We start from the raw sequence: 22,051 nt of genomic DNA on the forward strand, positions 1-22,051 counted from the left end.
TGTAGGAGCGAGCCTGCTCGCGAAAAACGCAACGTCGCCGCCGGGCATCTGGTTTCCCGCGTAATCGTTCAAGACCATCGCGAGCAGGCTCGCTCCTACAGAGGTCTGGGCTGGTAGAATGCCCGGCTTCATTCGCCAAAACCGCAGCGCACTCCATGACCCGATCTTCGACCTCCTCCCCTTCCCGCGTCGCCATCATCGGTGGCGGCCCCGCCGGTCTGATGGCGGCCGAAGTGTTGAGCCAGGCCGGGATCAAGGTCGACCTGTACGACGGTATGCCTTCAGTGGGGCGAAAATTCCTCCTGGCCGGCGTCGGCGGCATGAACATCACGCACTCCGAAGCCTACCCGGCATTTCTCTCACGCTACGCCGAACGCGCCCCGCAGATCGCCCCGCTGCTGCGCGGCTTCGGCGCCGAAGCGTTGTGTCAGTGGATTCATGAACTGGGCATCGAGACCTTCGTCGGCAGCTCCGGCCGGGTATTCCCCACCGACATGAAGGCCGCGCCGCTGCTGCGCGCCTGGCTCAAACGCCTGCGCGACAGTGGCGTAGTTATCCACACCCGCCACCGCTGGCTCGGCTGGGACGAGCGTGGCGGATTGCGTATCGACAGCCCGGAAGGCGAAACAACCGTGCAAGCCGATGCCACCCTGCTCGCCCTCGGTGGCGGCAGTTGGTCGCGCCTGGGTTCGGACGGCGCGTGGATGCTGCCACTGGAGCAACGCGGCGTAGGACTGGCGCCGTTGCAACCCAGTAATTGCGGCTTCGAGGTGCAGGCCTGGAGCGAATTGATGGTCAGCAAATTCGCCGGCTCGCCGCTGAAAAACATCGCCATCGGCCTTAACGATGACGTGCCGCGACTCGGCGAATGTGTGATTACCGCCACCGGAATTGAAGGCAGTTTGATCTACGCCCTGTCAGCACCGATCCGCGAAGCAATCAACCGGCACGGTTCGGCAACCATTCATCTGGACCTGTTGCCGGGCCGGCCTGTGGATAAAGTTGCAGCGGCGTTGAGCAAACCCCGGGGATCACGCTCCATGGCCAAGCACCTGCACAGTCAGTTGGGCATCGATGGGGTCAAAGCGGCGCTATTGCGTGAACTGACCAGTGCCGACTGCTTTGCCGACATGGCCTTGCTGGCCAACGCGATCAAGGCTTTGCCACTGACACTGGTGAAAACCCGTCCACTGGACGAGGCCATCAGCAGTGCTGGCGGGGTGTTGTTCGAGGCGATGGATGAGCGTTTGATGCTCAAGCAACTGCCTGGCGTGTTCTGCGCCGGGGAAATGCTCGATTGGGAGGCGCCGACCGGCGGCTATCTGCTGACCGCGTGTTTCGCCAGTGGGCGAGCGGCGGGGTTGGGGATGGTGGAGTGGTTACAGCGCAAAGATTGAAGACCGCAGCGCGCCCATCGCGAGCAAGCTCGCTCCCACATTGGAATTGTGTCGATCACAAATCCCCTGTGGGAGCGAGCTTGCTCGCGATGGCGGCTTAACAGACGCCGAAGTTAATCAAGGCTTACGCTTGCGCGGCCCGGTATTGAACACCGGCACCTTGCGCACAGGCTTGATCGAAGGCTCCGCCGGCGCAACCTCACCGCTATCAACCCACCGACCCAGATTGCGTTTACCACCGCCACCACCGGAAGCCTTGGGCTTCTTCGGTTTTTTCGGCTTTTTGACGACCTGGCCACTGGCATCGGTGTCCGGCACGCGGTGCTCGGGTTCGAAGTCCGGCTCGTTCTGCCGCTTCAAAGTCTGGCGGGTCAGCATCTCGATGGCCGACAGCAGATTCACTTCATCGGCGCAGACCAGGGAAATCGCCTCGCCGGTCGAACCCGCGCGACCGGTACGACCGATGCGGTGGATGTAATCCTCAGCGACGATCGGCAAGTCGAAGTTGACCACCAACGGCAGGTCTTCGATGTCCAGGCCACGGGCTGCCACGTCGGTAGCGACCAGGATCTGCACTTCACTCGCCTTGAAGCGGTCGAGCGCACGCTGGCGGGTCGCCTGGGGTTTGTCGCCGTGGATGCCGTCGGCGTTGATGCCCAGGCCCTGAAGTTTCTCCACCAGCGCGTCCACGCCGTTGCGGGTCTTGGCGAACACCAGCACCTGCTTCCACTTGCCCTTGCGCATCAGGTGCACGAACAGTTCCGGCTTGCGCTTCTTGTCCACCGTCACGATCCATTGCTTGACCGTATTGGCTGCGACGTTGCGCGGGCTGACTTCGATAGTCAGCGGATCGTTGAGCATCTGCCCGGCCAGCAGGCGGATGTCATCGGAGAAGGTTGCGGAGAACAGCAACGTCTGACGTTTCTTCGGCAGCGCACGGTAAATGTTCGCCAGCTCCTCGGAAAAGCCCAGGTCGAGCATGCGGTCGGCTTCGTCCAGCACCAGGGTTTGCAGCTGGTTGAACTTCAGCGCGTTCTGGCGGAACAGGTCGAGCAAGCGGCCCGGAGTCGCTACCAGCAAGTCGACGCCACTGCGCAGCTTCATCATTTGCGGGTTGATGCTGACGCCGCCGTACACCGCGTAAGTGCGCAATGGCAGGTTTTCGGCGTACTGGCGCACGGCTTCGTGAACCTGCTCGGCCAGCTCGCGGGTCGGCACCAGGATCAGTGCGCGAACCGAGTTGGCGGTGACTTTCGGCCCTTCCATGGCCAGCAGTTGCAGCAGCGGCAGGGCGAAACCGGCGGTCTTGCCGGTACCGGTCTGGGCCGCGGCCATCAGGTCACGACCGGCCAGCACTGCCGGAATGGCTTGCGCCTGAACCGGCGTCGGAGTCTGGTAGCCGAGCGTCTCAAGGGAGCGCAGCAAGGGTTCGATCAGGCCAAGGGTGGCGAAAGTCATGGGAGTACCGTAGGAAAATTCAGCGCGGTTGTGCGAAACAAGAGTGCAATGGCGCGCAGTTTACCCTAATTCACACGGGATTCTGTCGGCACTACCGTCGGCACGACCTTCTCCACCGGCTGCTGCGGCTTACGACGCCACTGCGGCAAGCCAATCAGCACCACGGCACTGATAATCACCAGCATGGCCAGTGCTTCCTCGACTCCAATGGTCTCACCGACAAACACGATCCCCAGCAAGACCGCCACCGCCGGGTTGACGTAGGCATAACTGGTGGCAGCGGCCGGACGCACGTGCTTCAACAGGTACATGTAGGCGTTGAAGGCGATGATCGAACCGAACACAGTCAGGTACGCCAGCGCAACCCAGCCTTCAATCGGCGGAACCTTGTCCAGATGCTCACCGCTGACCGCACTGCCGATCAGCAACACCACGCCACCCACCAGCATTTCCACGGCACTGGCCATCGCCCCTTGAGGCAATGGTAAATGCTTGCTCCACACCGAGCCGAAGGCCCAGGTGGCCGCCGCAAAAATCAACAGGGCTGCACCCAACGGGCTCGATTGCAGGTTGGAGCCGAGGTTGAGCATGACGATGCCGATCATTCCGAGCGCAACGCCAGCCCATTCGAGACGGGTATTACGCGCGCCCCAGAAATAGCCACAGAGCAAGGTAAACAGCGGCACCGTTGCCACCGCCAAAGCGGCCACTCCAGAAGCCACGCCGGTGTGTTCGGCCACGCTGACCGCTCCGTTACCGCACGCCAGCAGCAATACGCCAATGATCCCGGCGGCTTTCCACTGCGCCCAGGTCGGCGCCGGCGCCCCGCGCCAACGCAGGAAGGCGTACATCAAGGTCCCGGCAATGACGAAGCGGATGCCGGCGAGTAGCAGCGGCGGCCAATACTCCACGCCGATGCGGATCACCAGGTAGGTCGAGCCCCAAATCACGTACAAGGCGAAAAAGGCTGCGATCAACGGTAAGGGAAAGCGACGTAGGCCGGACATGGGGCAACTCACAGGCAGAACAGGTGAACGGCTATTCTAGAAAGGCTGGAGCCGGAAAATAAGTTACAAAACCTTTTTAAACCGCCAGTACACTTTTCAAAACACGGTGTTCATGGCAATAAACCGTGTTTTCGAAAGTCCGTCATTTTTCAGGAGTGCCACGATGGATAAGTACGACCGCATGCTGCTCAGCGCCCTGCTGGAAAATGGTCGCGCGTCCTACGCGGACCTGGCGCGCAAGGTCAACCTGTCCGCCCCGGCCGTGGCCGAGCGCGTGGCCAAGCTTGAAGCCAGCGGCGTGATCACCGGCTATCAGGCGAAGGTCGACATGGCCAAGCTCGGCTTGCCCATCCAGTGCGTGATCGAACTGCGCCTGAACCAGCACGGCAACCAGAAAGCCTACGACGACCTGATCAAAATCCCGCAATTGACTGAATGCCATCGGGTGACCGGCGACCCGTGCGTGATCATGCAGGCAGCCGTGGGTTCGATGCCGGAGCTGGAAGAGTTGATCAACCGGATCGCCACGTTCGGGTTCAGCAAGACGTCGATTGTGTTGTCGAGTGCGATAGAGAAGCGGGTGCCGCTGGGGCACATTGAAGGGAATGGCAAATCCTGAGGCAATGATGTCCCTGTGGGAGCGAGCTTGCTCGCGATGGTCGCCAACGATAACGCGGGGAACCTGACACCCCGTGTTGTTCTCGGGTTCATCGCGAGCAAGCTCGCTCCTACAGGGAGGGGATTTGCGATGTTCCTAGAACCCGCGATAACGCTTGAGGTGTTCGTTTACCTTCGCCGCCGGCACTTTCTGCAACTTGCACAGCAAGTCATGGGACAGCTCGCGCAAGCCGTGTTTCTGGCGCAACTCTTCGGCCAGGTGTGCCGTAAGGTTGGCCGCCATCTCGGCGTCGGCCATGGCCCGGTGGGCCTTGCCGGTGTGGGGCAGGTTGGCGAACGTGGTGAGGGTGCCGAGTTTGTGGTTCGGCGCGGCGGGCATCAGGCGGCGAGCCAGCAGCAGCGAGCAGGCAAAGTTCTGCAAGCGGGTGCGTTTGACTCGCCCCAGTTCGAAGTCCCAGAACTTCTGGTCGAACGCGGCGTTGTGCGCGAGCAACGGCGTGCAGCCGACGAATTCATTCACTTCGTTCATCACCTGCTCCGCCGACGGCGCGGTGCGCAGCATGGCGTTGCTGATGCCGGTGAGTTGTTCGATGAAGGCCGGGACGCGCACGCCGGCATTCATCAGGCTTTGGTAACGCTCGACGATGCGCCCCTGTTCAAGGATCACCACGGCGATTTCCGTGGCCCGGCAGCTGCTGCTCGGTGAGATCCCGGTGGTTTCAAAGTCGATGACTGCGATGCGTTCCAAACCTGGTTCAACTCCGTAAAAATCAATTCTTGAGCAGCAACGCGCCTTCGATCGGCACGTAGCGGCTGGCGGCGCGTATCAGCGAGTTGGCGGTCAGGCCCGGTACGCCGTAGGCCACTGCTTGTACGCCGTGTTTGCTGATGATGCGTTCGAGCAGCATGTCGAAATCACCGTCGCCGGAGGCCAGGACGATTTCATCGACATGGTCGGCGGCATCCATGATATCGAGGGTGATGCCCACGTCCCAATCGCCCTTGGCTGAGCCATCGCTGCGCTGGATATAGGGTTTGAGCTTCACGGTGAAACCGAGGTTGCGCAGGATCTGCTGGAACTGCTGCTGTTTGCTGTCGCCACGGTCGATGGCATAGGCGTAGGCTTCGACGATCTCGCCCTGCTTGCTGATGTCAGCCCACAGTGCGGCGTAGTTGAAGTGGCAACCATAAGCCTGACGCACGGTGTAGTAGAGGTTCTGGACATCGGCGAACACTGCGATTTTTTTCACCGGCTTTCCTCAGGGCTGAATCAGGCACCAGGCCCGAAAAGTCGCCCAGTATGCCAGCCCTGAGGATTGTTCCGCGAATAATCGGCCCGGAGCGCGGTTGCGCTCCGGACGAATGGCGTATCAGACGAAGGAATCGTCGTCGCCGCCGAATAACGAGTCATCGCTGTAGTCAGCGTCGCTGAACCCGCCCTGATCGTTGCTGTAGGAGTCGTTACCGGCCATGCGCTGGTCATCGCCCCAGCCATTGTTGCCCTGGTCGTTGACCTGGGCCGGCTCTTCCTTGATGACTTCGACGACTTCCGGTTGCTGATTGTGATGGAACAGGCTGCTGATGCCTTGTGCCAGCATCACGCCACCCGCCACGCCTGCGGCGGTTTTCAGCGCACCACCGAGGAAACTGCTGCCGGTCGCTGCCGGAGCCTGTTGCTGTGGTGCATAGCCCTGCTGGGGAAAGTTCTGCGGCGGCGCGCCGAAGCTCTGCTGTGGCGGTTGCGAACCGAACGACGAGCGTCCCGGCTCGCGCCAGCCACCGCTCGAGGGTGGTGAGCTCTGGGTGGGTGCAGGCTGTGGCTCACGAGAGTTGCCGCCAAAGATGCTCGACAAAAAGCCACCGCTGCTCGGCGCTGGAGCCGGGGTCGCCTGGGCCTTGGCCTGTTGCAGTTCGGCCTGCAACTGCTGGACTTGCTGGGTCAGTTGCCTGTTCTGTTCATCGAGGCTCTTGACCGCCGCCTCTTGCACCAGAATCGCCTGGGTCATGAAATAACCTGCCGCGGGCTGGCGCGTCAGGTGTTCCTTGATCCGCGCCTCGGCCTGGGCGTCGCGCGGGGCTGAGTCCGTTTCGGCCTGCTGCAGCCGGGAAAACAGTCCATCGATCAGGGTTTGTTCTTCGCTGTTCATGGCGACCTCGTAGATTGCCGGGAAAATCGTTGCCTTTATCCAATGAGGATAAGGTGCCCGACCTTAATGGAGGCTGAAACAAGATGTTTCAATGACATTTACCGAACGTTTACGTTTGCGTCTACGAGCGCTTGATCGGTTAAAGTGAGCCACTGCTTCCAACCTGCGATACCCACTGATGAATCCGTTAGATGTCCTGCGTGACTCGCTGTATTTCTTCAAGCGCAATCTGGGCCAGATCGTGCAGCTGTGCCTGCCGCTGGTGATGCTTGAGGCGCTGCTGCAACAAGTGGTCGACCACTCCACCGAGCCGGACAGTTTCCCCGGCATCAGCGTGATAGTCGGCTTGCTGGTGTACCCGCTGTACACCGCTGCGCTAATCCTGTTTCTCGACGCCCGCAGCCGCGGCGAGTCGCCGCGCAACCGCGACCTGCTGGCGATGGCGGCGAGCCTGTGGCCACGCTTCGCCCTGCTCACGGCGCTCAATACCGTGCTGATTCTGCTGGGCCTGTCGCTGTATTTCCTGCCGGGTATCTACCTGATGGTGACCCTGGCGTTTGGCGAATACCTGCTGGTGTTGCGCGGCCTGGCGCCACTGGCGGCCATGAAGGAAAGCCTGCGCATGACCCAAGGGCATTTCTTGCGCATCCTGCTGTGCATTCTGTGTGTGATGGGGCCGTTGTGGCTGCTCAAAGGCGTGACGCTGGCAGCGTACCCCGAACCTCAGAACCCGGTGGTATCCATGCTGATCGACAGCGCCCACAGTTTTCTGCAGCTGTTTACCAGCGTGGTGCTGTTCCGACTGTTCATGCTGATCAACCCGTTGCCTGAAAGAAATGACAACTCGCTCTGACCTTAGGCGCGACCCTCGCTCTCGGGTATGCTCGGGAACAATCCTGTAACGCTAATAAGCCGAGCCATGACCCGTCTACTGCGCTACATCCTGCCGGGCCTGCTGATCGTGATCGGCCTGATCGCCGCGATGATCTACAGCCTGACCTGGCGCCCCGACGCCAAAGAATTGTTGCCCGTCAGTTGCAGTGCCCAGGCCCCCTCCCTGGTCCCCGGGCAGGCGTTGAAGGTGATGACCTGGAACGTCCAGTACCTGGCCGGCAAGCGCTACGTATTCTGGAATGACCTGGCCGCGGGCACCGACGAACGCCCCACAGCGGAAGACATGGCTTTCAGCCTTGACGAAGTGGCGCGGGTGATTCGCGACGAACAACCGGACATCGTGCTGTTGCAGGAACTGGACGACGGCGCCAAGGCCAGCGATTACCAGCACCAGTTCAAGCTGCTGCAGGAGCGGCTCGCCGACTTGTATCCGTGTGGCACCAGCGCGTTCGACTGGAAAGCCGACTTCGTGCCGAATCCGCACATCTTCGGCAGTGTCGGCCGGCAACTGGCAACCCTGAGCCGTTATCGGATCGAACATGCCGAACGGCTGCAACTGCCAGTCGCCTCGGGCAATCCGGTCAGCCGCCAATTCAAACCCAGAAACGCCTTGCTGGTGAGCTACTTGCCATTGAGTGACGGCGGGCACATAGCGGTGCTCAATACCCATCTGGAGCGCGCCGATCGAGCCGACAACACCTTGCAAAACCAGGTGAACGCCGTGGCCACGGCCCTCGATAAACTCGAAAGCCGTGGCACGCCGTGGTTGATCGGTGGGGATTTCAACCTGCTGCCGCTGGGCCAGTATCAGCGCCTGCCCGATGCACAACGCGCGCCCTACTCCGCCGACAGCCTGTTACACCTGCTGTGGGACAAGTACCCGATGATCCCGACCAACAACGAAGCCAGTGGTATCGACCGCGAGCGCTGGCTGACCCACTACCCGAACGACCCCGGACTGAACGGCCCGGACCGGACCGTCGACTACCTGTTCTACAGTCCGCGGATCAAACGGGTGGAGGCGATGGTGCGGCAGGACGATACATTGCGCATCTCCGATCACCTGCCGGTGATTGCGCGGTTTCTGCTGCCGGTTGCGCCCTGACACCTCACCCCAGCCAGACACAAAACCTGTGGGAGCGAGCTTGCTCGCGATGGCGTCGTGTCAGTCGACATCAATGCTGAATGACAAATCGCAATCGCGAGCAAGCTCGCTCCCACAGGGATGGTGCACGGGCTGGAATCGGGGTTAATGCACCTCTTCCAGATCATCATGCAGCAGCCCGAAGATCTCGCGCTTCATCTCGATGAACGAGCGCTCCATGACCATGTCCAGGTTGCGTGGACGCTCGATCGGCACATCCAGAATCTGCTTGATCCGCCCCGGCCTGGCACCCATCACATACACCCGGTCGCCCAGCAGAATCGCCTCGTCGATGTCGTGGGTCACGAACAACACAGTCTTTTTGCTGTTGCCCCACACCCGCAGCAACAGCTGCTGCATTTGCAGGCGCGTCTGGCTGTCGAGAGCCCCGAAGGGTTCGTCCATCAGCAGGATCTGCGGGTCATTGGCCAGTGCGCGGGCAATGGCGACACGTTGCATCATCCCGCCGGACAACTGCTTGGCGTAGTTGTCGGCAAAGCCGCTCAGGCCCACTTCGTTCACGTAGTAATCGACGATGTCCTTGCGTTGCGCCGCCGGCATGCCACGCCGCTTGAGGCCGAACTCGACGTTCTGGCGCACCGTCAGCCACGGGAACAGCGTGTAGCTCTGGAACACCATGCCGCGGTCCGCGCCGGGGCCTTCGACCTGCTGACCGCCGACGTAAATCTCACCCGAGGTCGGTTCGGCCAGGCCGGCGGTGAGATACAGCAGGCTCGACTTGCCGCAGCCCGAAGGCCCCACCAGCACAGCGAATTGCTGGTCCGGCACTTCGAACGACACCTCCTGTAACGCGGTAAAGGTTCCGCCATCGGGTTTCTTGTAACTCAGGCTGACCTTGTCCACCTTCAGCCGTGGCGCGTTCACCGGGGCGGCCTGGGGGGCAACAAAACGATGAGGGGCGGCGGTTACTGAGCCCATGCGGTGATCCTCAGACGAAGGAAACGGAACAGTTGATCGGTGACCAGGCCCAGCAGGCCGATGATCGCGATGGCGAGGAAAATCACATCCACCTGGAAGCCACGCATGGCCTTGAGGCTCAGGTAACCCAGGCCACTGGATGCGGCCACCAGTTCAGCCACCACCAGGTAAGTCCAGGCCCAGCCCATGGTCACCCGCAGGGTGTCGAGCACGCCCGGCAAGGACGCCGGGGCAATCACATGCAGCACCGCGTCACGACGGTTCGAGCCAAGGGTGTAGGAGGCGTTGATCAGGTCCTTGGAGATGCCTTTGGACACGTCCGCGATCATCACCAGTTGCTGGAAGAACACGCCGAAAATGATCACCGACACCCGCTGCTCCAGACCGATGCCGATCCACAGGATGAACAGCGGCACGAACGAGGTCACCGGCAGGTAGCGAATGAAATTCACCAGCGGCTCAAGGAAGGCCTGGACGATGCGAAAGCTGCCCATCAACAAACCCAGGGGCACCGCCACCAGGGACGATACGATGAAACCGACCATCACCACTTCGACACTGGCCCACACATGTTGGCCAAGGGTGCCGTCGCGGCCTAACCGCACGGCGGCCTCGACCACCGCGCCCGGCGTCGGCAGGAACATGCCCGGCACCACGCCGCCGTAGGACAACCCGGCCCACAGGCCGACCAACAGCACCCAGGCCAGGCCGCTCGCGCTCCAGATCACCGAGACCGGCAATCCGGTCTTGGGCGTGATGCAGCGGCTCAGCCATGAATTGCGCTTGAACATGCAGCCTCCTAGAGCGGGGTGACGAAGCGGTTGTCGATCAGGTCGTCATTGCTGACGTTGTAGGGCTTGCCTTGCAGCTCGCTGGCGGTTTCGTTGGCCAGCTTGATCAGCGGTGCGCTGTCACCCGGTTTACCCGGCGAGCCCAGCAGTTTTTCGCTCATGGCCTGATCGTAGAAACGCACGCCCTGTGCGGCCGCTTCCATTTCCTTCGGATCGGCCAGGTAACCGCCGACACCCTTGGCCATGATTTTGTAGGCTTCCTGTGGATGATCCTTGGTGTACTGCACAGCTTTGTACAAACCGGCCACCAGGGCCTTGACGTCTTCCGGCTGTTTTTCGATCACGCTGCAGTTCAGTGCGACCACATCGACGATCACCCCCGGTGTGCTGCTGCTGTCGATCAGCACCTTGCCCTGCTTCTTGTCGCGAACCATCGACAGGTGCGGCTCCCAGGTCACGGCGGCCGGTACGCGACCGGCGATGAACGCGGTGGCGGCGTCGTCGGCCGTCATGTTCTGCACGGTGATGTCGCTCATGCTCATGCCGTGTTTTTTCAGCAGATAGGACAGCCAGAACTGCGAGGTCGAACCTTCGTTGACCGCAACGGCCTTGCCCTTGAGTTCCTGCAGGCTCTTGACGTCCTTACCCACCAGCACGCCGTCGCCACCATGGCTGTCGTCCAGCGCGGCCACGGCCTTGAAGCAGAATTGCGGACGGTACTTGAGCACCTCGTCGATGGTCGACGCCGAGCCGGACAACTCGCCGGAAGCTTGTGCGGCCATGTACATCGCCGCTTCCTCGACCACCGGCAATTCGACGGTCAAACCGTTTTCCTTGAAGTAGCCAAGGTCCTTGGCCAGGTACAGGGTGCCGTAGCCGACCCAGGTGGTATGACCGATGGACAGGGTGCCGGCCTGGGCGCTGGTGGCGACCGTCGCGGCGATGGCGGTGACCGCCAGTGGATGGGCAACGCGGGTAAGCAAGGACTTGATCATGGAGCACTCCCAAAGCTGTTGATTTAGTTTTGTCATGGGCAGTACGGCGAGCCCTGAATCGGCTGCAACCTGTGGTCTCTCGGGGACCCTTCGGCGGGCAGCATTCGGTGGGCTGGCGAGATCGATGTTGGCCCAAGGGCGGGATTAGGAAAATGAGGAAATATGTGGATGCGAACGATGAAAAAACTCGTTAGCGCGCACCGCGAAAGGGCGCTGTGGGCGGGGATGCACAGGGTGAGAGCAAGACTTGGGAAATGTGTTGTTTGAGCAATAGCTATCGCGAGCAAGCTCGCTCCCACAGGGTTTGTGCCAGCCACAATATTTGGGCATTACACATAACCTGTGGGAGCGGGCTTGCCCGCGAAGAGGCCCGCAAGAACGCTACAAATGTCAGAGCCGGCCGTACTCCTGCGCCGTACGATCCACTGCTTTCAAGGTCTTGGCGATCAGCTCATCAATCTCCTCACGACTGGCAATCAACGCCGGCGCCATGATCATCCGGCCCAAGGTCGAGCGAATGATCACGCCCTCTTCAAAACCGATCGTACGGCAGCGCCAGGCGATGTCGTTTTCGTTGGCAAAACGCTTGCGAGTGGATTTGTCTTCGGCCAGTTGCAGCGCCGCGACCATGCCGGTGCCCTGGATGTCACCCACCAGCGGGTGCTTACCGAACACTTCGCGCAGGCACTGTTGCAGGTACGGGCCGATGTCATCCTTGACCCGCGTCACCACGCCTTCATCGCGCAGGGCCTTGAGGTTGGCAATCGCCACAGCCGCCGCCACCGGGTGTCCGGAATAGGTCAGGCCGTGGGCAAACACACCGCCCTGCTCCACCAGCACCGAGGCCATTTTCTTCGACAGGATCAAGCCGCCCATGGGGATGTAGCCCGAGGTCAGGCCCTTGGCGATGGACAGGGTGTCCGGCTCGAAACCGAAGTACTCGTGGGCGAACCATTCGCCGGTGCGACCGAAGCCGCCGATCACCTCATCGGCGCACAGCAGCACATCGTACTTGCGGCAGATGCGCTGGATTTCCGGCCAGTAGCTTTCGGGCGGGAAGATCATGCCGCCGGCGCCCTGGAACGGTTCGGCGATAAAGCCCGCGACCTTGTCAGCACCCAGTTCGAGGATCTTCGCTTCCAGTTGCTGCGCCGCGCGCAGACCGAATTCGGCCGGAGTCAGGTTGCCTTCGTGGGCGAAGAAGTACGGCTCGTCGATATGCTCGATGTCCGGAATCATGCCGCCCATTTCGTGCATGAACTTCATGCCGCCCAGCGCCGTCGCGGCCAGGGTCGAACCGTGGTAACCGTTCCAGCGGCCGATCATGATTTTCTTCTCGGGCTTGCCGAGCACCTGCCAGTAACGACGCACCGTGCGGATCAACACCTCGTTGGCTTCAGAGCCTGAGTTGGTGTAGATCGCGTGGCTGTAGTGAGCCGGCAGCAGGCTGAACAGCAGCTCGGACAGCTCGATCACCTGCGGGTGGGTGGTGTGGAAAAACATGTTGTAGTACGGCAGCTGTTCCAGCTGCCGGCTCGCCGCGGCGGCCAGGTCCTTGCGCCCGTAACCGAGGTTGGTGCACCACAACCCGGACATGCCGTCGAGGTAACGCCGGCCATCGTTGTCCCACAGGTGCAGGCGCTCGCCACGGACCATCACCCGTGGCCCCTCGTCATTGAGGGCTTTCTGATCGACGAACGCATGGATGTGGTGCGCAGCGTCGGCGGCCTGGTAGTCGCGGGTATCACGTGGTGTGGTCATCGCCAGTTCTCCGTTTTGTTATCAGCGCAATTGAAACCAGGTGGTCTTCAACTGGGTGTATTTATCGAATGAATGCAGGGACAGGTCGCGGCCGAAACCCGACTGCTTGCCACCGCCAAAAGGCACGGTCACGTCCAGCGCATCGACGCTGTTGACCGACACCGTACCGGCCCGCAATTGTCGCGCCACACGGTGGGCGCGGTTGAGGTCGTCGGTCCATAGCGAAGCCGCCAGACCGTAGATGCTGTCGTTGGCCAATTGCAAGGCGTGGGCTTCGTCGTCGAATGCCGTAATCGCCAGCACCGGGCCGAACACTTCATCGCGAAACAGCGGCATGTCCGGCGTCACGCCGGTGAAAATCGTCGGCTGGATGAAGTTGTCCGAGCCGTTGAAGATCGACTGCCGACCACCACAGATCCTGGTCGCGCCTTGCTGTTCGGCCTGCTGGATGAACTTCATGATGCGCGCGGTCTGACGGCTGTCGACGATGGCCCCGGCGGCGCTCGACGGGTCCAGCGGATCGCCCGGCAACCAGCGTTCAGCCTGGGCTTTGAGGCGCTCGACAAACTCGTCATGGATCGAGCGCTGCACCAGCAACCGCGAATTGGCCGAGCAGACTTCGCCCTGATTGAAGAAGATACCGAACGCGGCTTTCTCGGCCGCCAGGTCCAGATCCTGACAATCGGCGAACACCAGATTGGCGCTCTTGCCGCCGCACTCCAGCCACACCTGCTTGAGGTTCGACTGGGCCGAGTACTGCATGAAGTATTTGCCGACTTCGGTGGAGCCGGTGAACACCAGGCAATCGACGTCCGGGTGCAGACCGAGGGCCTTGCCGGTCTGCTCGCCGAGCCCCGGCAGCACGTTCAGCACACCCGCAGGTACACCGGCTTCCAGCGCCAGCTCAGCCAGGCGCAGGGCGGAAAACGGCGACTGTTCGGCCGGCTTGAGGATCACCGAGTTACCGGCGGCCAGGGCTGGGGCGAGTTTCCACGCCGCCATGTCCAGAGGGAAATTCCACGGCACCACCGCAGCCACCACGCCCAGGGCTTCGCGAGTAATGGTTGCCAGTACGTTCTGCGCACTCGGCGCGACCTGATCGTAGAGTTTGTCGAGGCTTTCGGCGTACCAGCGGAACACTCCCGCGGCACCCGGCACGTCGATGTTGTAGGCATCCGCGACGGGCTTGCCCATGTTCAGCGAGTCGAGCAGCGCCAGTTCTTCACGGTTTTCGAGGATCAAATCGGCCAGGCGCAACAGTACTTGCTTGCGTTCGGTCGGTGAGCGCGCAGCCCAGGTGCCTGCCTCGAAAACCTGCCGCGCATTGTGTACCGCCGAGTTCACGTCTTCTTCGCCGCAGGCGGCAACGTTGGCCAGGCATTGGCCGGTGGCGGGGTTGATCGCGGCGAAAGTCTGCCCCGACTGCGCCGGGCGGCGCTGGCCGTCGATCACGGCCTGGTCGGGAAACCGCAGGGAAGCGGCCTTGCGTTGCCAATACTCAAGCTCGAACACGTTCAGATGCTCCAGAGGACATTCTTGTGTATTGGATAGTCGCTCAGGCCCAAGCGGTGGAAAACCAGTAAAAATGTGTTCGCAGGCCAAGAAAAAACTACGTAGCCGATCTCCCTTCTGGCGCAGCATGTGGTTATTGTTCAACCACAACAAATCGCTACCCGAGCGGATAGGGGTGGCGCGCAAATTGCCAGGATGCCTGATCCGTTCTCCCCCCGAGGTTCGCTGTGGCTGCCTACAATCTGCGTCAACTGAAATACTTCATCACCACCGTCGAGTGCGGCAGCGTGGCCGAGGCCTCGCGCAAGCTGTACATCGCCCAGCCCTCGATCTCCACGGCCATCAAAGGGCTGGAAGACAGTTTCGGCGTGCAACTGCTGATTCGTCACCATGCACAGGGCGTGTCATTGACCCCCAGTGGTGCACGCTTCTACCGCAAGGCCCAGGAACTGCTGCGCATGGCCAAGGAGTTCGAACAGAACGCCCTGGCCGACAACGATGTGGTCTCCGGGCAGATCGATATCGGCTGCTTCGAAACCGTCGCACCGCTGTACCTGCCGCAATTGATCGCCGGATTTTCGGCGTTGTACCCGGGGGTGGAAATCCGCATCCGCGACGGCGAGCAACAAGAGCTGGTGCAGGGCCTGACCTCCGGCGCTTTCGACCTGGCGATCCTTTACGAGCACGATCTGGACGGCACCATCGAGACTGAACCGCTGATGCCGGCGCAACGACCTTACGCGCTGCTGCCAGCCGATCACCGTTTTGCCCAGCAGGCACAGGTGTCGCTGCGGGACCTGTGCCTGGAGCCAATGATTCTTCTGGACGTGCAGCCGAGCCGGACCTACTTCGTCAGCCTGTTCGATGAGCTGGGCCTGACCCCGCGCATCGCCTTCAGCTCGCCTTCGATCGAGATGGTGCGGGGCATGGTTGGCCAAGGGTTCGGGTTCTCGATCCTGGTGACCAAACCGCATTCGGAGTGCACCTACGACGGGCAGAAAGTGGTGTGCGTGGACATCGCTGAAGACGTCACCGGTTCGGGACTGGTGGCGGCGTGGCTCAAACGCGGGCAACTGACCAAACCGGCGCAGTTGTTTGCGGACTACTGCCGCGAACAGCTCACCGCCAAATCCGAAAGATCGCAGTAACTTCATGTGGCGAGGGGGCTTGCCCCCGCTGGGTCGCGCAGCGGCCCTAACTCTTCATCTGAAAAGCAGGGCCTGCTGCGCAGTCCAACGGGGGCAAGCCCCCTCGCCACAGAGTCCGGTGTTAACCGTTATTTACGGGGTTTGATCCGCGCAGTTGCTTCGGCCACCAGCGGATCATCCGGCCAATAATGCTTCGGATAACGCCCCTTCAAATCCTTCTTCACTTCGGCGTAGGTGCTGCGCCAGAAGTTGGCCAGGTCCTGAGTCACCTGCACTGGTCGCCGCGCCGGGGACAACAGGTGCAGCTTGACCACCTGCCGCCCCCCGGCAATGCGCGGGGTCTCGGCCAGTCCGAACAACTCCTGCAAGCGCACCGCGAGAATCGGCGGCTGTTCGCTGTAATCCAGACGAATCGACGAGCCTGACGGCACGCTCAAATGATGGGGCGCCAGCTCGTCCAAGCGTTGTGGCAACGGCCACGGCAGCAGGTTGTGGACGATGCTCGACAGATCCAGGTTGGCGAAGTGGCTGAGTCGCGAGACTTTGCCCAGATAAGGCATCAACCAGTGTTCAAGACTTTTGAGCAACGCTGCGTCGCTGACATCCGGCCATTCGCTTTCGCCCTTGCTGGCCAAGTCCAGTTGCCGCAACAAGGCGACCCGCGCCTGCCACTGACGCAACTCCGGGGTCCACGGCAACAACTCCAGGCCTTTGCGCCGCACCAGGTTGACCAGCGCCTGGCTGCGGGCGGTTTCATCGAGACCGGTCAGCGGTTCACGACTGAGGATCAGTTCACCAACCTTGCGCTGACGCTCGGCCCGCAGTACGCCTTCACGTTCATCCCAATCCAGTTGATCGACGCAGCGAACCTGCTCGGCCAGCACTGAATCGAAGAGTGCCGGATCGAAGTCCGTCGCCAGATAAATCCGCTCTTCACGCTGGCCCTGGCGACTGCCCAGATCGGCGATCACCAACCACGGCTGCTTCATCAGGCTATCGGCCTCGGCGAACAGTGCGGCACGTCCGTTGGCCAAGCGATATTCCGCACCACCGGCGCGCCGTTGCTGAGCGACCCGGTCGGGATAGGCCAGCGCCAGCAACGCGCCGAGCCAGCGCGGGTGATCTGGATCGCTGACCGGCTCCGCTGCTTTGCCCCGTAGGTAACCACGATACTGCCGCGCCAGTTGCCTTGCGCGCTGCACCCCACCCTGGGCACCCCGTGCGGCGCGTTCTTCGCCAGACAGCAATACCAGTCGGCTGTGCAAGTCCGCCCCGGCGCCGCGCAAGATATCGCGCTCGCCGAGCAGTGCCGAGACGTCGCAGGCCATGTCCGCCAGTCCCAGCGCCTGGCCGCGCAACAGCAAATGCGCGATGCGCGGATGCGCCGGCAGTTCGGCCATGGCCTGACCGTGACGGGTCAGCGCGTCACCCTGCAGAGCGCCCAAGCGTTCGAGCAAGTCCTGGGCCTGTGCATAGGCGGCGGCAGGCGGCACGTCGAGCCACACCAACTGTTCGGGTTTTACGCCCCAACGTTCCAGTTGCAAGGCCAGCCCGGCGAGGTCCGCCGAAAGGATTTCCGCACTGCCATAGGCCGCCAGTTGCTCATGCTGATCCTGGGACCACAAGCGATAACACACGCCCGGCTCCAGGCGCCCGGCCCGGCCCGCGCGCTGGGTGGCGCTAGCCTTGGAAATGCGCTGGGTGTCGAGACGGGTCATGCCGCTGCCGGGGTCGAAACGCGGCACCCGCGCCAACCCGGCATCGATCACCACGCGCACGCCATTGATGGTCAGGCTGGTTTCGGCGATGTTGGTGGCCAGCACCACTTTGCGCTTGCCCGCCGGTGCCGGATCGATGGCTGCCCGTTGCGCGGCGAGGTCCAGTTCACCGTGCAATGGGCACAGTAGAACCTGAGTGTTTTCGCCCAAGGCATCGGCCAGTTGCTGATGCACACGTCGGATTTCCGCCTGTCCCGGCAGGAACACCAACACACTGCCGGTTTCGTCGTTCAAGGCTTCAAGAATGGTCTGCACCAGACGCGGCTCGATGAATTCACCGGACTGGAACGGTCGGCCCCAGCGCATCGCCACCGGGAACATGCGCCCTTCGCTGCGCAGAATCGGCGCGTCGTCGAGCAACCCGGCCAAGCGTTCGCCTTCGAGCGTGGCGGACATCAAGAGGATTTTCAGCGGCTGATCGTCACGGAACAGTTCCCGGCCATTGAGGCTCAGGGCCAGCGCCAGATCCGCGTCGAGACTGCGTTCATGAAATTCGTCGAAGATCAGCAGGCCCACGCCCTCAAGCGCCGGGTCGTCCTGCAAACGCCGGGTGAGGATGCCTTCGGTGACCACTTCAATGCGGGTGTTGGGACCGACCTTGCTGTCGAGCCGAATGCGATAACCTACGGTTTCGCCGACCTTCTCCCCCAGCTCACTGGCCAGCCGTTCAGCCGCTGCGCGCGCGGCCAACCGACGGGGTTCGAGCATCAGGATGGTCTGCCCGGCCAGCCACGGTTCGTTGAGCAAGGCCAAAGGCACGCGGGTGGTTTTACCGGCGCCGGGCGGCGCTTCGAGCACGGCTTCGTGGCGTGTAGCGAGGGCTTCACGCAGGGCGGGTAAAACTTCATCGATCGGCAAAGAAATCATGCTGGCTCCCAAACAGAGCGGCGAGTATAACGGCGAACTGCAAGGCGTTCGTCAGGGTCTTAATTCATACCGACGACGTTTCGTTTCGAGATTACCCAGGAGATTTCATATGCGTGCTCCCTTTCGCCTGATTGGCGGTGTTCTGGTCGCAACCTTGCTGACTCAAGTGACCGCCTGCGGTTCGATCTTCTACCCGGATCGCCGTGGCCAGATCGAAGGCAAGATCGACCCGGCCATCGCCGCGCTCGACGCCGTGGGCCTGCTGTTCTACATCATCCCCGGCCTGATTGCGTTTGCCGTGGACTTCGCCACCGGCGCGATTTACTACGCGCCGGGAGAGACCGCACAAGTTGCACCGGAAAAACTCAAGGAAGCCATCGGCGCCGACGGCAAAGTCGATAACCGCAAGTTGCAGACTATTCTGGAAAGCGAACTGGGTCGCAGCTTCCCGCTGGACGATCCACGCCTGATCCAGAGCAAAGGCAACGCCCAGCAACTGGCGATGTTCGGCCTGCAACCCGCCGCGTAAATCCCTACGCACGAAAGGACTCTTCAAGGAACGATGGCCCCTATGACCTCCAGCTCCGAACACGCCCGCCTGCTGCGGCTGGCGACCCGTGCCTCGGTGGCGGTGGCATGCATCCTGATCGTCGCCAAAGCCATCGCCTGGTGGTTGAGCGGCTCGGTGAGCATGCTCGCCGGGCTCACCGACTCGACACTCGACGGCGTCACGTCATTGCTCAACCTGCTGGCGGTGCATTACGCCCTGCGCCCCGCCGACAATGATCATCGCTACGGGCACGGCAAGGCCGAGTCATTGGCGGGCATGGCCCAGGCGTTGTTCATCGGCGGCAGTGCGGTACTGATCGCGTTGCAGGCCTACGATCGGTTGAAGCATCCCGAGCCCGTGGGCGCGCCGTGGATCAGTATCGGCGTGATTGTGTTTTCCCTCGTGCTGACCCTGGCGTTGTTGATGTTTCAACATCGGGTGGTCAAGGCCACCGGCTCCAACGCGGTGCGCGCCGACTCCCTGCACTACCGCTCGGACATGCTGCTCAACGGCAGCATTCTGATCGCGCTGGTGTTGGCCGGGTTTGGACTGCATCAGGTCGACCCCTGGTTCGGCCTGGGAATCGCCGTCTACATTCTGTGGAGCGCGGTGCAGATCGCCCGGGAGAGCTTCGCGGTGTTGATGGATGAAGAACTGCCGCCGGAGGTCAGCCAGCACATGCTGGAATTGGCTTGCAGCGTCCCCGGCGTATTGGGTGCCCATGACCTGCGCACGCGGATCTCCGGCAACCAGTGGTTTGTGCAGTTGCATCTGGAGTTGCCGGGGGAGCTGACGCTATCCGTTGCCCATGGCATCAGCGATCAGGCTGCCGCCGCCATTCACACCGCCTACCCGCGGGCCGAAGTGCTGGTGCACGCCGACCCGCAGGAAGTGGTGAAAGCCGCGCCGGATCAGTAAGTCACCTGATAACCGCGACTGCTCAGGCAGTTACCCTGGGCCTGTCGGTAGGCTTGCACCACCGACGGGTCTGGCTGGTAGGTGGCGGTTCGTGGATCGAAACCACTCTGCTGCACCGCGTATTGATAACACTCGTAACCATCCCGACTGACCTGCTCCGGCGACTGACCGTTGGCTGGATACGCCTCCACGTCATAACCGCTGTTGCCAGCGGGTGGTTGCGGTTGGCCAACCGGCGGTTCGACCACGACGTAATCCTGAGTGCTTTGCTGATAGGCGTAATAGGAACCGGCCGCCAGGAACAGCAGCGCCCCGCCGATCCATACCTGCTCGGCGTAATCGGGCAGGTACCTGACACGAATCCCGCGCGGTGGCTGCACCACCACGTAACGCGGGCCCAGCGGGCGATACCAGTAGCCACCGGAATAGAAGTAATCCATGCCACGGTAAGGCACGCGGTAGTCGCGCTCGGGAAAGCGGTCGATCACTTGACCGGGACGATACCTGGGGCCAGGCCCCCAGCCGTTGCCGCGTCCACTCGGGCGCCCCTGCCCGTGATTGTCATAGGACGGTGCGACTGTGTAACCACTCCAGCGCTGTTTGTCATCGTTGCGACGTGGCTGGTCCTTGTAGTAACCGCGCTGCGGCTCCTGGGTCTGGCGCACGGTGTCGGGCCGGGGCTGGATTGGCATGTCAGTGGCCGGCATCTGCGGCGGTGGCGGCGGCGAGCGCACCTGGTTGTTGAAATCCGGCGCTGGACGGCTCTGCCTCTGGTCATTGTCCTGACGTTGATTCTGGGCGCCGTGCTCTTTCTGGCGGTTGTCCTTGTTCTGCGCCCGGGGCTGATTCTGCTGCTGGCCGTTTTGCGGATGCGGCTGGTCACCGCCACCACGGCCCTGGTTATCGCCCTGATGCCCACCCTGACCGCGTTGCCCGCCATCATGGCCACGGTTTTGCGGCTCATCGGCCATCGCTTGCACCGAGACACTGACACACAACAAACCAACACCGGCCAAACGCCAGATGCGCGATTTCATGCTTTACCTCATTGCGGGTAAGGGCCTGTACTTAAGACTGGGAAAGCGCTGGCCGGTTCTGCGACAGGTTATCTGTCACACAACTTATTTATTGAGGCCAGCGGGTCAAATTCCACGCAAGAAAAAGGGGAGACCCGTCGGCCTCCCCTTGGAGAACTTCGTCCTGGCTCGACACTTGTGGCGTCGGCTCACCTCACGCCGTCTTCTGGACAGTGTGTAGCTCGGGGGCCGGCACATCCCCGGTGGGGGTGGCGACCGCGGCGGGCCTGATTCGGCGAGCCGCACTGGACTGTTTGTCCGAGCAGTGATTCTGGTGATAAGAATAGGCCGGGAGCGTCGGCAGAGGATTGCGAAGATTGCTGAATTAAACATCACTTGCGCAATTTTTAACCCTAGATACATAATCCTCCGCAATAGTTACGACAAAGGACCGATTGATGAGCAAGCTCGACCGTTACGACCTGAGTATTCTGGCGGAATTGCAGCGCGACGCACGCATCTCCAACCAGGAGCTGGCCGAGCGCATCGGCCTGTCGCCTTCGCCGTGCTCGCGGCGGGTCAAGCAACTGGAAGACGACGGTTACATTTCCCGCCAGGTCGCCCTGCTCGACCGCAAGATGCTCGGCCTGAGCCTGACCGCTTACGTGCTGATCGGCATGGACCGTCACACGCCGGAGCGTTTCGAGAATTTCGAAGCGGCCATCCGCACCCTGCCCCAAGTGCTCGAATGCAGCCTGGTGACCGGGATGGATGCCGACTATCAGCTCAAGGTCGTGGTGCCGGACATGGATCACTACCAGAAACTGCTGCTGGGGCATCTGACGCGGATTGAAGGCGTGACCAGCGTGCGATCGAGTTTTGTGTTGAATCAGGTGTTGAACAGCACCGAACTGCCTTTGACTCATCTGCGCAGCTGAGGACGCCATCGCGAGCAAGCTCGCTCCCACAGGTTTTGTATGGATCACGATACTGCGGTCAACACAAAACTTTGTGGGAGCGAGCTTGCTCGCGATGGGGCCGGCACAGGCGACGAATGACTGCGACACACCGACGCAGGTCAATACAGCGCGAACCCGCGCAGGCGTATACT

20 protein-coding genes are annotated in these 22,051 nt (G+C 61.8%); 8 read left to right on the forward strand and 12 right to left on the reverse strand.

All coding sequences use genetic code 11. From position 1 onward, the window contains the following. The first annotated feature begins 155 nt into the window (after window positions 1–155). Window positions 156–1,397: a TIGR03862 family flavoprotein gene (locus tag AC1RP7_RS21665; RefSeq protein WP_340314661.1), complete on the forward strand. Its 1,242-nt coding sequence runs from the start codon at window positions 156–158 to the stop codon at window positions 1,395–1,397. Between the two features lie 117 nt (window positions 1,398–1,514). Here AC1RP7_RS21665 and rhlE1 read toward each other — a convergent pair whose 3' ends face one another. Together rhlE1 and yedA are read right to left on the reverse strand one after the other, a co-directional pair. After that, on the reverse strand, window positions 1,515–2,855 hold the full coding sequence (rhlE1, locus tag AC1RP7_RS21670) for an RNA helicase RhlE1 (protein WP_218497972.1): 1,341 nt from the start codon (window positions 2,853–2,855) through the stop codon (window positions 1,515–1,517). A 65-nt stretch (window positions 2,856–2,920) separates the two neighbouring features. Beyond that, window positions 2,921–3,862, reverse strand: coding sequence for a drug/metabolite exporter YedA (gene yedA / locus AC1RP7_RS21675; RefSeq protein ID WP_493182809.1), 942 nt, complete (start codon window positions 3,860–3,862; stop codon window positions 2,921–2,923). Between the two features lie 163 nt (window positions 3,863–4,025). Between yedA and AC1RP7_RS21680 the strand changes: the two genes are divergently transcribed. Further along, window positions 4,026–4,481, forward strand: coding sequence for an Lrp/AsnC family transcriptional regulator (locus tag AC1RP7_RS21680; RefSeq protein WP_057713188.1), 456 nt, complete (start codon window positions 4,026–4,028; stop codon window positions 4,479–4,481). 135 nt (window positions 4,482–4,616) lie between these two features. On the opposite strand, the gene AC1RP7_RS21685 is transcribed toward AC1RP7_RS21680, so the two are convergent. The 3 genes from AC1RP7_RS21685 to AC1RP7_RS21695 form a co-directional block, all read right to left on the reverse strand. Continuing rightward, complete coding sequence (locus AC1RP7_RS21685) at window positions 4,617–5,228, reverse strand: 3'-5' exonuclease (RefSeq protein ID WP_493182807.1); 612 nt, start codon at window positions 5,226–5,228, stop codon at window positions 4,617–4,619. Window positions 5,229–5,250: 22 nt separating this feature from the next. Continuing rightward, window positions 5,251–5,730 carry a LabA-like NYN domain-containing protein gene (locus AC1RP7_RS21690; RefSeq protein ID WP_007990686.1) on the reverse strand — a complete coding sequence of 160 codons (480 nt, stop codon included), beginning with the start codon at window positions 5,728–5,730 and terminating at the stop codon, window positions 5,251–5,253. 120 nt (window positions 5,731–5,850) lie between these two features. After that, window positions 5,851–6,627, reverse strand: coding sequence for a DUF2076 domain-containing protein (locus tag AC1RP7_RS21695; RefSeq protein ID WP_218497970.1), 777 nt, complete (start codon window positions 6,625–6,627; stop codon window positions 5,851–5,853). A 178-nt stretch (window positions 6,628–6,805) separates the two neighbouring features. Between AC1RP7_RS21695 and AC1RP7_RS21700 the strand changes: the two genes are divergently transcribed. Next, window positions 6,806–7,480: a YciC family protein gene (locus AC1RP7_RS21700; protein WP_057713185.1), complete on the forward strand. Its 675-nt coding sequence runs from the start codon at window positions 6,806–6,808 to the stop codon at window positions 7,478–7,480. A gap of 66 nt (window positions 7,481–7,546) precedes the next feature. Next, a complete protein-coding gene (locus tag AC1RP7_RS21705; protein ID WP_493182804.1) occupies window positions 7,547–8,626 on the forward strand; it encodes an endonuclease/exonuclease/phosphatase family protein in 1,080 nt (359 codons plus the stop codon). Window positions 8,627–8,770: 144 nt separating this feature from the next. Here AC1RP7_RS21705 and AC1RP7_RS21710 read toward each other — a convergent pair whose 3' ends face one another. The 5 genes from AC1RP7_RS21710 to AC1RP7_RS21730 form a co-directional block, all read right to left on the reverse strand. Further along, window positions 8,771–9,604 carry an ABC transporter ATP-binding protein gene (locus AC1RP7_RS21710; protein ID WP_492587863.1) on the reverse strand — a complete coding sequence of 278 codons (834 nt, stop codon included), beginning with the start codon at window positions 9,602–9,604 and terminating at the stop codon, window positions 8,771–8,773. Further along, the gene (locus AC1RP7_RS21715) at window positions 9,592–10,395 is read right to left on the reverse strand and encodes an ABC transporter permease (RefSeq protein WP_007990681.1); all 804 of its coding nucleotides are present in this window, start codon (window positions 10,393–10,395) and stop codon (window positions 9,592–9,594) included. Before AC1RP7_RS21715 ends, AC1RP7_RS21710 begins: the two co-directional genes overlap by 13 nt. Before the next feature lie 8 nt (window positions 10,396–10,403). After that, window positions 10,404–11,390 (reverse strand): ABC transporter substrate-binding protein, encoded by a 987-nt coding sequence (locus AC1RP7_RS21720; protein WP_057713182.1) that lies wholly within the window; start codon window positions 11,388–11,390, stop codon window positions 10,404–10,406. A 390-nt stretch (window positions 11,391–11,780) separates the two neighbouring features. Next, window positions 11,781–13,151 carry an aspartate aminotransferase family protein gene (locus tag AC1RP7_RS21725; protein ID WP_493182802.1) on the reverse strand — a complete coding sequence of 457 codons (1,371 nt, stop codon included), beginning with the start codon at window positions 13,149–13,151 and terminating at the stop codon, window positions 11,781–11,783. A gap of 21 nt (window positions 13,152–13,172) precedes the next feature. After that, on the reverse strand, window positions 13,173–14,663 hold the full coding sequence (locus AC1RP7_RS21730) for an aldehyde dehydrogenase (protein ID WP_493182800.1): 1,491 nt from the start codon (window positions 14,661–14,663) through the stop codon (window positions 13,173–13,175). A 227-nt stretch (window positions 14,664–14,890) separates the two neighbouring features. Between AC1RP7_RS21730 and AC1RP7_RS21735 the strand changes: the two genes are divergently transcribed. Next, the gene (locus AC1RP7_RS21735) at window positions 14,891–15,811 is read left to right on the forward strand and encodes a LysR family transcriptional regulator (protein WP_057713179.1); all 921 of its coding nucleotides are present in this window, start codon (window positions 14,891–14,893) and stop codon (window positions 15,809–15,811) included. A 128-nt stretch (window positions 15,812–15,939) separates the two neighbouring features. On the opposite strand, the gene hrpB is transcribed toward AC1RP7_RS21735, so the two are convergent. Further along, the gene (gene hrpB / locus AC1RP7_RS21740) at window positions 15,940–18,456 is read right to left on the reverse strand and encodes an ATP-dependent helicase HrpB (protein WP_340314677.1); all 2,517 of its coding nucleotides are present in this window, start codon (window positions 18,454–18,456) and stop codon (window positions 15,940–15,942) included. 109 nt (window positions 18,457–18,565) lie between these two features. Here hrpB and AC1RP7_RS21745 point away from each other — a divergent pair, with 109 nt between their 5' ends. Both AC1RP7_RS21745 and AC1RP7_RS21750 read left to right on the forward strand, forming a co-directional pair. Further along, window positions 18,566–18,985, forward strand: a complete 420-nt coding sequence (locus tag AC1RP7_RS21745; protein WP_057713177.1) for a hypothetical protein — start codon at window positions 18,566–18,568, stop codon at window positions 18,983–18,985. A 42-nt stretch (window positions 18,986–19,027) separates the two neighbouring features. After that, a complete protein-coding gene (locus AC1RP7_RS21750; protein WP_493182797.1) occupies window positions 19,028–19,924 on the forward strand; it encodes a cation diffusion facilitator family transporter in 897 nt (298 codons plus the stop codon). Here the strand turns inward: AC1RP7_RS21750 and AC1RP7_RS21755 are convergent. Beyond that, window positions 19,918–20,961, reverse strand: a complete 1,044-nt coding sequence (locus AC1RP7_RS21755; protein ID WP_493182795.1) for a DUF6515 family protein — start codon at window positions 20,959–20,961, stop codon at window positions 19,918–19,920. The two genes, AC1RP7_RS21750 and AC1RP7_RS21755, sit on opposite strands and share 7 nt — an antisense overlap. 437 nt (window positions 20,962–21,398) lie before the next feature. Here AC1RP7_RS21755 and AC1RP7_RS21760 point away from each other — a divergent pair, with 437 nt between their 5' ends. Continuing rightward, the gene (locus tag AC1RP7_RS21760) at window positions 21,399–21,878 is read left to right on the forward strand and encodes an Lrp/AsnC family transcriptional regulator (protein ID WP_007937367.1); all 480 of its coding nucleotides are present in this window, start codon (window positions 21,399–21,401) and stop codon (window positions 21,876–21,878) included. Window positions 21,879–22,051 lie beyond the last annotated feature (173 nt).

It is taken from the genome of Pseudomonas sp. GW822-FHT01E03 (assembly GCF_058802985.1).